This window comes from Chryseobacterium sp. SSA4.19, assembly GCF_022601875.1.
Lineage (GTDB): Bacteria > Bacteroidota > Bacteroidia > Flavobacteriales > Weeksellaceae > Chryseobacterium.
In genome coordinates this window covers 18350-31252 of the sequence record NZ_JAKVIP010000020.1, presented here as the reverse complement: position 1 = coordinate 31252, position 12903 = coordinate 18350, and the positions used below count along the sequence as shown (strand labels likewise).

10 protein-coding genes are annotated in these 12903 nt (G+C 40.5%); 1 reads left to right on the top strand and 9 read right to left on the bottom strand.

What is annotated here, in order from left to right; all coding sequences use genetic code 11:
• Nucleotides 1–2: 2 nt before the first annotated feature.
• From MKJ01_RS13870 to MKJ01_RS13860, 3 genes are all read right to left on the bottom strand, one after another.
• Nucleotides 3–1031: a M23 family metallopeptidase gene (locus MKJ01_RS13870; protein WP_241632659.1), complete on the bottom strand. Its 1029-nt coding sequence runs from the start codon at nucleotides 1029–1031 to the stop codon at nucleotides 3–5.
• Between the two features lie 381 nt (nucleotides 1032–1412).
• Nucleotides 1413–3221, bottom strand: a complete 1809-nt coding sequence (gene typA, locus MKJ01_RS13865) for a translational GTPase TypA (protein WP_241614695.1) — start codon at nucleotides 3219–3221, stop codon at nucleotides 1413–1415.
• 190 nt (nucleotides 3222–3411) lie between these two features.
• Nucleotides 3412–3669 (bottom strand): DUF1294 domain-containing protein, encoded by a 258-nt coding sequence (locus tag MKJ01_RS13860; RefSeq protein ID WP_241614694.1) that lies wholly within the window; start codon nucleotides 3667–3669, stop codon nucleotides 3412–3414.
• 407 nt (nucleotides 3670–4076) lie between these two features.
• Between MKJ01_RS13860 and MKJ01_RS13855 the strand changes: the two genes are divergently transcribed.
• A complete protein-coding gene (locus tag MKJ01_RS13855; RefSeq protein WP_241614693.1) occupies nucleotides 4077–4433 on the top strand; it encodes a hypothetical protein in 357 nt (118 codons plus the stop codon).
• A gap of 90 nt (nucleotides 4434–4523) precedes the next feature.
• On the opposite strand, the gene MKJ01_RS13850 is transcribed toward MKJ01_RS13855, so the two are convergent.
• The 6 genes from MKJ01_RS13850 to MKJ01_RS13825 all read right to left on the bottom strand — a co-directional run bounded on the left by MKJ01_RS13850 (nucleotide 4524) and on the right by MKJ01_RS13825 (nucleotide 12413).
• Nucleotides 4524–5213: a hypothetical protein gene (locus tag MKJ01_RS13850; protein ID WP_241614692.1), complete on the bottom strand. Its 690-nt coding sequence runs from the start codon at nucleotides 5211–5213 to the stop codon at nucleotides 4524–4526.
• A complete protein-coding gene (locus tag MKJ01_RS13845; protein WP_241614691.1) occupies nucleotides 5210–6790 on the bottom strand; it encodes a hypothetical protein in 1581 nt (526 codons plus the stop codon). The genes MKJ01_RS13850 and MKJ01_RS13845 overlap by 4 nt, the downstream gene beginning before the upstream one ends.
• The gene (locus tag MKJ01_RS13840; RefSeq protein WP_241614690.1) at nucleotides 6778–7437 is read right to left on the bottom strand and encodes a hypothetical protein; all 660 of its coding nucleotides are present in this window, start codon (nucleotides 7435–7437) and stop codon (nucleotides 6778–6780) included. Before MKJ01_RS13840 ends, MKJ01_RS13845 begins: the two co-directional genes overlap by 13 nt.
• A 48-nt stretch (nucleotides 7438–7485) precedes the next feature.
• A complete protein-coding gene (locus MKJ01_RS13835; RefSeq protein ID WP_241614689.1) occupies nucleotides 7486–9366 on the bottom strand; it encodes a DUF2235 domain-containing protein in 1881 nt (626 codons plus the stop codon).
• Between the two features lie 21 nt (nucleotides 9367–9387).
• A complete protein-coding gene (locus MKJ01_RS13830) occupies nucleotides 9388–10479 on the bottom strand; it encodes a DUF2931 family protein (protein WP_241614688.1) in 1092 nt (363 codons plus the stop codon).
• A 71-nt stretch (nucleotides 10480–10550) separates the two neighbouring features.
• On the bottom strand, nucleotides 10551–12413 hold the full coding sequence (locus tag MKJ01_RS13825; protein WP_241614687.1) for a type VI secretion system Vgr family protein: 1863 nt from the start codon (nucleotides 12411–12413) through the stop codon (nucleotides 10551–10553).
• Nucleotides 12414–12903: the final 490 nt, after the last annotated feature.

The window sequence follows — 12903 nt, the reverse complement described above, 5'->3', positions numbered from 1 at the left end:
TCCTATTCCGTACCGGGACCGGTACGGAGGGTACTGCCTGCTTTACTGCTTTTTCCTGACGGCATTTCCGTAGCCGCTTCTGAAGAAGGCATTGCCAGACGCTTGCGGAGGTATGGATACGGGTCCACTGCCCCGCCAGAGGTGTAGATCCCGAAATGGAGGTGCGGCGGCCCACCTTCGGCATTGCCTGTATTCCCTACTCTTCCCAGCGTATCCCCGGTTCTCACCTGCTTCCCGCTTTCGGTCAGGATGCTGTCCAGATGCGCATAGTAATATGAATTCCCGAGAATCCCGTCACGCAGCCAAACCTGTTTCCCGCCAAGGCCCTGGTTGCCGGTTCGGGTAACAAATCCGTCAGCAACAGCCATCACAAGAGTTCCACGAGAGGCAAAAATATCGACGCCTTCGTGACGCCTGCCTCCGCCGTCACGGTCTGCTCCCCAAAAGCTCTGTACATCACGGTTGCCTTTACCGGCTACCGGGAATACCAGTGAAGGCTGGGTGTATATTTTCATTCCAAGTGCTCCCCGGTACTCAATCTCAGGCTGGATAATGATTTTATGCCAGCCGCTGTTTTCTATAAACCTCGTAAGCCGGCCGTTCTTAATCCTTTCACTTTTTGATTTCCCAATATCCGAACCCTGTTCCAGGACATCAATGAAAATTTTAGCATCCTGCGTATTGGCAGCTGCTTCGATAACCAGCATCTCTCCTTTTTTAAGTTCCAACGAGTACGCCACTGCAGAAAAATCCGGATCGGTACTGAATATCGTAAACGACGAGCCATCCGGTATTGTAAGCTGGCTGGCTGCGGCAGTAATGAAGCCGGCTTTCCATTTCGACATCAGGTTGTCGGGCCCTGAAAAGTCCCGTTCGTATTTGGCGCGTTCGGAAGTCTCAAAGATGTGTTTAGGCATTTTCAGTCCGTCACAGGAAAAGATGAAAAATGCAGTGAGGATAAAAGATAAGAAGGATAACAATCTGTTCATGTCCAGTATCCTGCAAAAAGTCAGCCGGGTGCTTAGCGTCATGTATTCAGGGTTAAAGATAAACCGGTAAACCCCGGATCGACGAAATGATCACCTGAAATATGTTTACTATTCTAAATGATCATGGTTATTCAGATGAAGTGTTTTTTTAACGCAAATATTTTTTATATGCGTTTATGATAAGAGGGTAAAGACGGATCAATTGCAATTGGTCTAAATGAAGCGGATGGTAAGATTGCTGATCTGTATTAATGCAAAGATTCTTGTATACACTAAATATAAGGAAGTAAAGAAGCATCAATTACAGTGATCTGAAGCGCGGGGTGGATAATTTAACTTTCACTAAAAAAGAAAAACCTTCCGGTATTTAACGGAAGGTTGTATGATATCAATTCTGTTAAGAATTGTATTGAATCGTTAGGATTATGCTTTCGCAGATCTTTCTGTTCTTTTTCTTTCTTCTTCAGAAAGGATTTTCTTTCTCATTCTGATGAAGTTTGGCGTAACCTCGATGGCTTCGTCACCCTGGATATATTCCATACATTCTTCAAGGGAGAATAAGATTTTAGGAGCCACTCCGGTATCTTTATCCTTTCCGGAAGCACGCATGTTGTTCAGCTGTTTTGCTTCCACGATGTTTACCACAAGGTCTCCCGGCTTGTTCTGTTCCCCGATGATCATCCCGGCGTAGATTTCCTCACCCGGATCCACAAAGAACTTCCCTCTGTCCTGCAGCTTGGCAATGGAATATTCTGTAGCAGGACCCTGGGTCTTGCTGATCAATACCCCGTTGTTTCTTCCCGGAATTGCCCCTTTGAAAGGCTTGTATTCCGTAAAACGGTGCGCCATAATCGCTTCTCCGGCAGTTGCCGTAAGCATCTGGGACCGCAATCCGATCAATCCTCTTGAAGGAATCTCGAATTCCATGTGCTGCATTTCGCCTTTGGTTTCCATAATGTGAAGGTCCCCTTTTCTCTGAGTCGCCAAATCGATTACTCTTGAAGCATACTCTTCTGGAACGTCAACCACCAAAGATTCATAAGGCTCCAGTTTCTGCCCGTTTTCATCTTCTCTCAGGATTACCTGTGGCTGACCGATGGTCATTTCATACCCTTCTCTTCTCATCGTTTCAATCAAAACGGATAAGTGAAGGATCCCTCTGCCGAATACCAGGAAAGTATTGGCATCATCCGTCTGCTGAACCCTTAATGCTAAGTTTTTCTCTAATTCTTTCGTCAGTCTTTCTTTCAGGTGATTGGACGTTACATATTTACCATCTTTCCCGAAGAACGGTGAATTGTTGATGGAGAACGTCATGTTCAGGGTAGGCTCATCAATCGCCGTTCTTTCCAAAGGCTCAGGGTTTTCAAGATCTACGAATGAATCCCCGATCTGGAATGCATCGAAACCTACTACGGCACAAATATCTCCTGCCTGTACTTCCGTTACTTTTTTCTTTCCTAATCCTTCGAAAACGTATAATTCCTTTACTTTTCCTTTCACTATTTTACCGTCTGCCTGGGCAAGACCGATCCATTGGGATTCTTTAAGTTCTCCTCTGGTTACTTTACCGATCGCAATCCTTCCTAAGAAAGAAGAGAAATCCAGTGAAGTAATCTGCATCTGAAGGTTCCCTTCGGTTACTTTAGGTTCAGGAACATATTGTAAAATCCCATCCAGTAACGGGAAAATATCTTCCGTCTTTTCTAATGACGTGTTGAACCAGCCCTGCTTTGAAGAACCGTAGAACGTTGGGAAATCCAGCTGTTCCTCAGTCGCCTCAAGGTTAAAGAACAGGTCAAATACCTGATCGTGAACCTCATCCGGACGGCAGTTCGGCTTATCTACTTTATTGATCACCACCAATGGCCTTAATCCAAGCTCCAGAGCTTTCTGAAGTACGAACCGGGTCTGAGGCATCGGCCCTTCAAAGGCATCCACCAACAAAATCACCCCGTCTGCCATTTTCAGTACCCTTTCCACTTCCCCGCCGAAATCGGCGTGACCAGGGGTATCGATTACGTTAATTTTCGTGTCTTTATAAGTAACAGAAATATTCTTGGATAAGATGGTGATCCCTCTTTCTCTTTCAAGATCATTGTTATCCATAATTAATTCCCCACTCTCCTGGTTTTCTCTGAAAATATTGGTAGCGTGGATGATCTTGTCAACCAAAGTCGTCTTTCCGTGGTCAACGTGTGCGATAATCGCAATATTTCTAATGTTTTGCATAAAAGATTTTTACGGGTGCAAAAATAGGGAAATTAAATGAAATATCCGGTAAGAAGTTTTATTTATTAACAAATTCATAATGAGGAAATTAAATTGCCTCCTCAAATGACTCAAAATAATTTACGATGCTCTTCTTATTCTTTACCCATCAACATGAAGATTTCTATAAAGCCTGAATTGGACAGAGCCTTTATCTGATAACGGTCAGCAAATAAATCACGACCGCCTGCACCAGAAGGACCAGTCCAAATTTCACAAGGAAAGATTTTTTGGAAACCTTATGCCTGAAGATCAGCATTCCCGCGATAGCCCCGATGGTCCCGCCCAGGAAGGTACAGGCCAGCAAAGAAGCTTCCGAAATTCTCCGTTGGTGCCTCACGGCTTTCCGCTTATCGATTCCAAAGAGGATAAAGGTCATGAGGTTAATGAGAAGCAGTACATAAAACATACAGACAAATCTAAAGAAACAATAATAAACCTCATAATCCTATTGCATTATTACCTTAAGCCCAATATTGTGGTTTCCCAGATAATAATAGTACAAAAATATACGCTCATAAAATCTGCTCAATCCGGCAGATCTGCGAGCGTATATTCCAAACACGCTTTAAATCCAGCTGCATATTTCAATAAGACTGTTTGCCTTCGGCTATACAGGATTTTCTCCCGCAGATGATCGTGATGGCGATGACGCAGATGTAAAAACACAGAAAAATCTTTTAGATCCGCAGGCTTATGTCAGAAATAACAGGTATCCGTTTAAAATGACATTTTCAAACAGGCTCTTCCATTTACCGGTATGAAAATACCCTGATCCCAGAAAATTTTCCTTATTTTACCGATAAAAACCAAACAATGACAGTACAAGACCTGACAGGCAGCTACTCTATCCAGGGCAGCAACCAGGAAGAAACAGACGGCTTTTCCTATCAGGGCATCCTGACCTTATCCCTCGACGAAAACAACCGCATTATTGCCGAATGGCTGATCGGCGCCCATGAACAGCACGGCACCGGGTTTTATAAAGACGGGATTCTGGTGATCAATTTTAATTATGAAGGCGAAGATCATACGATCTACAAGGGAACCGCCGTTTACCGATGCCTGAACAATGATGTCCTTGACGGTTTCTGGTCTGAAAAGCATGGAGACCCGAGGTTTCTGGGAAGTGAGTATTGTGTAAGGATTAGGGGCTCGGAGATTTTGAATTAACAAGATTAGAAATCCTATACTGAAGGAATACAGACTCTATCTAATTGTCTAACTTGTAAGTTAGGTTAGGAAGACAGTAAGCTTTACCAATTAATGTTTCAATAATGTTTCTTTATATTTCGGCGTAATAAATTTTTCAATTTCCCTGCGTGTAAAAGGCACAGAATACATCTTATATCCTCCACTTTCTCTCTCTTCTGTATTATACATGATAAAAGTAATACCCGTGAAGTTTTTCTTATTATCCGTATTTAAAATATATTCAGACAGGCTGTCCACCTTAAAATTCACAAGGTCCTGATCGTATAACTTTTTATTGCAGAGTTTCAACAGCAGGTTCTTATTGATAAACAATTTATCCCCTATGTCAGTATGATCATTGATATCAAATAAAGAGTACCTGATGTCTTCCCAGGGAGAGCCATAAGACTTTATACGTACAGATAAATTAAGCAAGCCATTTCTGTCAAATAATATCCTGTATTTTTCAAAGCCGAACTGAGATTCTTTTAAGGAATTTTCCGAGATCAATTTTCTTAGCGTATCCTTTTTTGCCTGCAGTCTTTTTTCCGGAATGTCAAATAAAAAGCCATTAAAAATGTCATAATCTTTCTGGATTTTTTTATAGATCCGTGTGTTTGGGCTATTGATTTTTAACTCCTGCAATTCAAAACACTCCTTTGAGATACAGACGGAATCTTTTAAAACAGAAACATTCTGAGCATATACCATATAAGTGGAGAATAGAAAAAACAATATACCTGAAAAAAATCTTATCATTTTTTTATTTTTAAAGATTTATAATGTTCTTCAATTTTAAAAGCAACTTTTGCTCTCTCATAATTTGCTTTTCTTTTTGGCAACGCTTTACTGTCATATCTATTGACAGCCTTTGAAACAGAATCTACATCATCGGCATCGGCATGATCTTTTGCTGTTTTTTTGTTATATTTTGTTCCTTCATTCCAGAACCAGATAGCAGACTGTGTGGCGTACATTGCATTTTCTGATAATTTCAAATAATTCCCTTTTAGATCTTCTCCTGGTTTTTCCTCAGTAAAATCAATTGAACCGGTAGTATCTTCCGGAAATGTATTTTTGTTTCTATACTTAGAGAATGTCACATAGTTTGCTCTTCCCGTAACCTGTTTTAATCCCCTGCCCTTAAATTTCCATCCATCCCTGGTAAGTTCTTTTCCATTGCCCAGCCCTCTTGTATCGCCGGGATACGGAGCGTAAGCTCTTGATAGTAGAGGCACCCCGAAGAACGTGTGCGGTTTTAGTTCTATCTTATAGTTTAAAGATTTATCAGCATTCAGAACCTGTTTCAGAACTTTATTATTCCTCTTTTTTGCATCTTTCGCATCTTTAACCCCTTTATACTTGGCGTATAACTCACCATCAACAACAGAAGGTTTTTCACTGAGAAGAATTGTTTTCAGCTCCTCATTGGATTTCGACAGTTCCTTTCCTTTACTGTCAGTTATTTTAAAGATTGACGTCAGATGATCTTTTAAAGACTCAACAATCGTAGCATCAATCTGGATAGCCGAAGAACTGAACACTCCAAGAGAAATTGTTGAAGACCATTCCTCACCTTCTTCGAAAGTAGAAAAACTGGCTGATTCTAAAGCAATCTGAGCTATAAAATGTGCTTTCCTTAGACAGGTATCCAGCCCGAAATCTTTTCTGTATTTATTTAAATAGGGCAAAAAAGAGTTGATGGTACTGTTTTGTTTCTGGCTTAATGTTTTAGCGCCAATGGTGTCTTTGATCTGTTCAACCGTAATTTCCTTTGAACATTCCGGGCAACGGTCCTCTTTCTTTTCAGGCACCGGTGCACCCACGGTGTCAATACTTTCCGGCTGATTAATCTGTCCGGAATCCACAAATTCGATATTTCCTGTTTCCGGCGGAATATTTCCCGGCATTTTACCCACTCCCGGGAGCCTGGATTTTTTTAACAGTACATAATGGTCCTGTACCTGGGCCGTCCCAAAGTCCTGCCATTCTGTAAGGGAGATCATTTTGAAACCATCATTAAATGTAAAATTGGGAATCTGTTTTTCCACTATTGTCCCGGTGAGTTTGCCTTGCGTTGTCGGGACATCATTCATCACTTTAAATTCTCCGGGATGGGCATTGAACTTTATTTTTGCGCCATCTATGGCCAATAGTAAATCGTCTGATTTATTATCTTCCTTCTGTCTATCAGCACGTTTTTCCTCCATTTTACTGCTGTTTTCAGATTTAAGATCTTTGCTGCTATCCGTTCCCGTAGATTTTTCAGTAAATTCGTTTGACTTTTTATCGTTATTCGGCACGGAACCGGGCGCTGCATTATTTAACCTATCCATAGTAATGAATGTTTTAAATGGTAATTGTGTTTTTTAACTTGAATAAAACCTTCTTCATACCGATCATTTCTGTATTGTAATATTCCGCTAAAATCTTTGATGCCGGTATCTTCAATGTTATCTGCGGAAATTGATATCATCGTTGTATCGCTCTCAATTTTGACCTTCAAAATTTCTGTCAATCCTTCTGAAGAAACCCTGCTTGTCTTATTTTGAAATGAGTTTAATAACCCGTTAAACAATAATCCAAACATTTTATAGCCAGATAAAAAATCAATCAGCTCCTGCTCATTCTCCAGTAACTCACTTATTTGAGCAAGATAATTATCTATTGTTTCACCCTTGTGGCTCAATGAAAGTTTGCCTGATATGATAATCCATCTGCGTTTTAGAAAATCTAAATTTCCAATTTTAAGAATATTTCCTTCCTCATCAACAAAAATTTCCAGCTCATCAAATAAATAACTGATCTCTTTTATAAGTATTCCTTCAGCATTGTCGTCATCAGAAAAATCAAATTCAACGACCAAAACCTGGAAATGATCAATTTTGTCAGTCTTACCCAAATAATAAACTTCCACATTTCTTACATATTTTTTCTCCGTCAGATAAAACAAATCTTTCTGCTCCGTAACCATTGTTTCCAATCGGTATACTTTCTGATGTAAGTTCTGTAAAATCCCCATTAACCTTTGCTAATATACCCGTCGTTTATAATCACTATTAGGGTCCATACCCAACCAATCCCTGTTTGCTGACCAGTGTAAATACCTGTTTCTTAAGATTCTCAATAACGTTTGTTCAGAATACCCTGTTACGGTGACCTCTTCAAGGTCAACCGTTTTCATCTCATTGCCGTTTTTATCTCCTCTATTCTGCTCTGATCCTGGGAGCAGAACGGGGACTTCCAGGGGAGGTTTTACGTAAACATGATCAATCACAGCAGCAGGTATTTCCTCTTTTAGACGTTCTGCTTCTTTTAATTCTCTTTCCAGTTTTACCTGTTCATCTGTTTTGAAATTCCATCTTTCTCCATTTTCAAAAACATAATGGTATAGATAATTTTTAGCTGATGGTAAATATGTATCGTGCTCTATAGAATAAGATATTTCCAAAATATTCTTATTCATTAATTGATGATCAAAATATCGATTTCCATGTTCTCCCATAAAATGAAGCGGGATATAGCTGTACTCTTTTCTTAAAAAACGTTTGCCGGTAATTTTACGGTAAACAGTACCAAAGGTAAGAGCACTCCAGATTTTATTGTTTATCTCTATTTGTTCGTCTGTAAACCAATGCTCATCAATTAAATGTTGCCTTCTGTCATTCAGAAACCACAAAGGCTTGTGGTTGGAAGTCTCAATTTCATCCACTGTTTCCATTCCATTTTCATAAGCTCCCCCGATATCACAGTGTACACCCGGAAACTCTTTTTCCAGGCTGCCCGGGAATCTGGTAAGAGAAAAATTTTCACGGTGCTCGTCCAGTGCCGTAAAATGCACAGCCTTCAAAAACGGTCCCGGATTTTTTAGCTGAAGCTGCTCTACATCATTACCAAAATAATGGCTGGGGCCCATGGCAGAATGAATCGCTCCTTTCAGTCCCACTCTTTCTACTGCACCCATATCGCCAAATTCTTCATAGGACGAAACGGTATCATAAACCCCTATAAAACGAACTTCCAATTCTAATATATCAAGTTCTTCGCGGGTCAGTATGTCTTTACTGAGCAGATAATAGCCGAGAAAACCATATTTCGGCAGCTTTCCGTCTACAAGAAAATCCGGATCTACCTCTGTCTTGTCTTTATCAATCCAAACGGTTTCATATTCCGGGATAACACCATCGTTTCCGTAAGACCTGCTGTTCCTGTAACCCACCAGTTTTTTAGCGGTTTTTATCTCTATGTCTTCAGCTCTTTTATTGCCGTTGATTTCGTAGGAAAAATTTCGGGCTGCCGCTGCTCCCCTGCTGAATCCAAAGGTATCGATGGAGATTTTTTTTAACTGTTTATCTGAATTTGAACCTTTTGTAATACTATTTTTTATCCGGTCTGCCAATTTTTCACAGCCAAGCCTTACTTTTCCTCTTACCCCTGTAAATCCAGATCCATATTGAAATCCATCATCTACATCCCTGCGGTTATCTACGGTTCCTATCCCTTCCACGTAGATTGCGTAGTCATTTTGTTCACAGCATGTATACAGTCTGGCCACATTTGTAAAATCATTACTAAAACTATTATCAACCCCTCTTTTGTCTATACTGGTTCTATGGATGGCTTTTAGATACTGTTCATATTCAGAGCCTGACCCTGGATGTTTTTTAGTCTTTAATTTTTCATATTCGCTTTCCTGTTGCTCGGTAGTACTGGATATCGCTTTTTCTTTTTGCAAAACCTCTTCATCAGAATCCGTGCTTTCTATTTTATTCTTCCCGTCTTTATACTTTTGCCTAAGCTCAGTATTTTTAAGGTTATTCAAAGTGCCATCAAAGAAAACACCTACTTCCAGATGTAGTTGATCAATTGGAGATATAGCATTGCCCGTGTTATAAACAAATGTTTTTCCCATATTAACATAATTAATATTTAATTATTTCTTCTTTGATTTAAACATTTCTACACTATCAGTCTTAATGAATACCTCTTTCCCATTTTCACCTTTTAATTTAATGGTAAAAAAACTGAAAGCTTCATTCACATAGACGACAAGTTCTGCTTTAGTACTTTCAGGATCATCCCCAAAAACTTTGTTGAAAGCTTCAAAGCTTGACTTTTCATTTATTTCACAGGAAGCTCCATATCTATGATTATCTTTGTCTAAAATTGACATAGAGACAGACGTTGGAATGGCCCGTTTATCATAATCTGATAATGGCGTTTTTAATCCGTCAAATTTCTCGCGCTCACCATTTATAAAATCAATACCCACCATTGTTGATGGATGGAGTTTTGCTCCCACTGGAAGTTCAAATACAGGTTTCCAGGAAAATCTTGTTCTATAAACATCCCAAATTCCAAACGGTATAGGCTTTCCTTTGTTTTCTTCCTGTACTTTTTTAGGAACAATTCTATCACCGGTACGTACCATATCCAAATAATCCTTCCTCCAAAAACGGTTTTCATGACTATCCAATGTAGCTATTTCCGATTCCGGGATGGTCACTTTCTTCCCCTGGTATCTTCCTATTTCTTTTTGCCAGCCGACTCCCGATACCCAAACCACCACAACCCCGCCAGGTGCCATGCCAACACAAATCACATTGTAATTTAAGTGTTGTATTTTTCCGCTTGCCCCTTTACTATCATATCCTTTGGTAAAATATTCCCTTATCTTGTTGGTATCTATATCGGTATCTATTTGGTAGAATTGGTTTTCCATGTAAGACATCCAGACAAAATCTAATCGGGTGGGCAAGCCTTTAAGGCCGCTGTCCATCCCGTTATTCACAGATCCCCAGCCTTTCGTTCCGGGTACAATCCCAAAACTTAAACCGACCCAGCCGTCGCCTTCATATTCCATTCCCCCTTTATACACTTCCATGGGATACCCCAAAGACGCAGAAGTACCTTCTGTCCATTCATATTTTGTCATTACTTTTGTTTTTTGATGGGCATTCTTTTCCTGACACGAAATCTGTGTAAAAAATAAAAGGCAAAAGAAATATTTTAGCATGTAGTTCATTATGTGTAATTTTTCCTTCTACGATAATCTCTTAAAGAAGAAAACCACTGTAAAGGGTACTGTATTTAATTTCATCCCTTATTCACTTTGGCATCAATCTTCCCTAACATCTTGGCCACTCCCGAGCTCTGCAACAAGATATCTCCGTTTTTTGCCAGATGGGTGGTGGTAGAGGTGGTTTCGTTCAGGTCACCGGTGACATTCACTGTTTTATTTTCGTTCACGGTCTGCCTGTAGTTAAGCGATGAAAACTGATGGTTCTTCTGAATGGATAGAGTATGATCATTCCCGACATTGGTTTTCATATCTGTTCCTACATTGATAGTAAGATTTTCTCCCGCATTGAATGTCATATTTTTAGGGGCTGTTACGGTGATATTCCCGTTTCCATCCATAAAATAGGTATTGCCGCTGGGATCCAGGATCGTAACGCTCTTCTCATCATCATTCATCAGAACCTGTATCCCGCTTTTGGTCTGGATGGAACGCATGTGATTATTCACCCCTCCTCCAAGGCCTACCTGCCCGTGAAACATGCCACCCATGGCAAACGGAAAATCGGGATGGTGATATTCAAAACCGACCATCACCTGGTCTCCCACTTCGGGGATGGCTACGAAGCCCCTGTTTTGGGTAATGGCACCGGTACCTCCCGCATCGGGACTCATCATCCGGATAAAATGGGTCGTGCTGTTCACCTGCCAGTCAAATCTCACCTGAATACGTCCCTGGTTCAAAGGATCCGTATTGGAAACAACCGTCGCAATCTGGGGTTCGGCAGAAGGAACAGTAAATTCCGCTTTTGGTAAAAACCCTGTCCCTTCAGCAATGCCTTCAAATGATCCGGTGTAAAATCCGCGGGTATTGACTTCGTGAGTCACCTCGGTGATCATGAGCTTTGTAAAATAAGACGTCCGGTTGCTGCCCGGTTTTCTCATTTCAATATCCGCAGCACAGCCGGGATATAAAAACGGAACCGATGTTGCTCCGGAAACTGTAAACACTTCAACAGCAGCACTGCCCCCCGCACTTTTCTGGGAGTCATCCAGATCGATCGGCAGGTTGGCATTAATAGGAGAAGAAATCAGTGCCTGGGTTTTATAAATATCCTGGTTGATCTGATAGGCTTTGTCCGCCAGCTGTCCTACATGTTTGATCTCGGCTTTTGAACTCTGCAGTTTCGCATGCTCACTGCTGTTATATCCGAAAAATTCCGGCCTGGTATGGACTGCTTTTAACTCTACACACACATCCGTCACATTACTCCCGTACATCAGCTTTACGGCTTTATCATTTTGAGGCAGCTTTCCGAAATGAAGGACTTCACCGTCATAAAAAAACTGCTCGCCATACGCTTCTGCCAGTCTCGATAAATAATTGTAATGCGTTTCTTTATACTGGGCGCTGTAATTGATGTAGCTTTTATTCTGTGTATCAATGGTATAATCAAATTTACCTGAATCGATGGTCTCCTTAATGATTCTTTCGGCAATAATCGACGTATTCACCGCCTGATCTCCGCCGAAGCTTTGCGTATGAGGCGCGGAATCCATAAGAACGGTCGGGCTGAACCCTTTTAAAATAACATTTCCAAGACTCATTTTTTCCTGGCTGTACGCTACTTTTGTAATCACCCCCACAAAAGTCCGTTCAGGGCTTTCGCCGGCTAAATCCTTATATTTAAAAACGACCGTGAGCCGTTTCCCTAAAAAGCGGTGTGCCTCCTGAAGCTCATGGCTTTGTACTTCATCCAATGAATCATGAGCCAGCGTGAGTTCAAAATGATGGTGTTTTCTGACACTCTGCTTTAATTGAAAATTTTTGAAGTGCCGGATGATTTTACCGTCGATGACGATATCGAGCTGTATCACACGCTGTATCCCGGAAACATGGCTTTCAGCAATTTTATCCGCATTGGTTGTAGAATTTCTCATATCATTGATGTTTGGTGTAATTCTTATCTTAAAAGTAGCTAAATCTTGTGGTTTATTACTATTAATTCTACACTATTCGATAAATTGTAGTAAAACTACTACTTTTGATAACTGATTATTATTCAAGGTTTTTCTGTTATTGTTGTTCTTTACATTTATTTTCGCTTGACTTAGATAGAGTTTCAGGTTTAGATTCTCAATACCATTTTCTTCCGCTGCACTACAGAAAATTACTCGGATTGACGGATGGGAAACTTCTACAGAAAAAAGCCAATCCAATAATTGTCCTAAATGAAAACACTGTCGTTTAAGCGTAGTTACTTCGAGTAGGTTTTGAAAAAACAGTATCGAGAAGTGGGTGTGATTCGTGGAAATTCTTTTGTCTTGAAATCGAAGATTCGACATAGTCAAACAAAAGAATCAAAAATTCAAGATCCCAAAACTTTTTAACGCTACAAATTGAGCCGGCGCTGAAAAGTTTAAAAATTGA

What these genes read in the sequence shown, in the direction of transcription:
- MKJ01_RS13870 (WP_241632659.1), bottom strand. Translation starts at nt 1,031, where the DNA reads ATGACGCTAAGCACCCGGCTGACTTTTTGCAGGATACTGGACATGAAC.
- typA (WP_241614695.1), bottom strand. Translation starts at nt 3,221, where the DNA reads ATGCAAAACATTAGAAATATTGCGATTATCGCACACGTTGACCACGGA.
- MKJ01_RS13860 (WP_241614694.1), bottom strand. Translation starts at nt 3,669, where the DNA reads ATGTTTTATGTACTGCTTCTCATTAACCTCATGACCTTTATCCTCTTT.
- MKJ01_RS13855 (WP_241614693.1), top strand. Translation starts at nt 4,077, where the DNA reads ATGACAGTACAAGACCTGACAGGCAGCTACTCTATCCAGGGCAGCAAC.
- MKJ01_RS13850 (WP_241614692.1), bottom strand. Translation starts at nt 5,213, where the DNA reads ATGATAAGATTTTTTTCAGGTATATTGTTTTTTCTATTCTCCACTTAT.
- MKJ01_RS13845 (WP_241614691.1), bottom strand. Translation starts at nt 6,790, where the DNA reads ATGGATAGGTTAAATAATGCAGCGCCCGGTTCCGTGCCGAATAACGAT.
- MKJ01_RS13835 (WP_241614689.1), bottom strand. Translation starts at nt 9,366, where the DNA reads ATGGGAAAAACATTTGTTTATAACACGGGCAATGCTATATCTCCAATT.
- MKJ01_RS13830 (WP_241614688.1), bottom strand. Translation starts at nt 10,479, where the DNA reads ATGAACTACATGCTAAAATATTTCTTTTGCCTTTTATTTTTTACACAG.
- MKJ01_RS13825 (WP_241614687.1), bottom strand. Translation starts at nt 12,413, where the DNA reads ATGAGAAATTCTACAACCAATGCGGATAAAATTGCTGAAAGCCATGTT.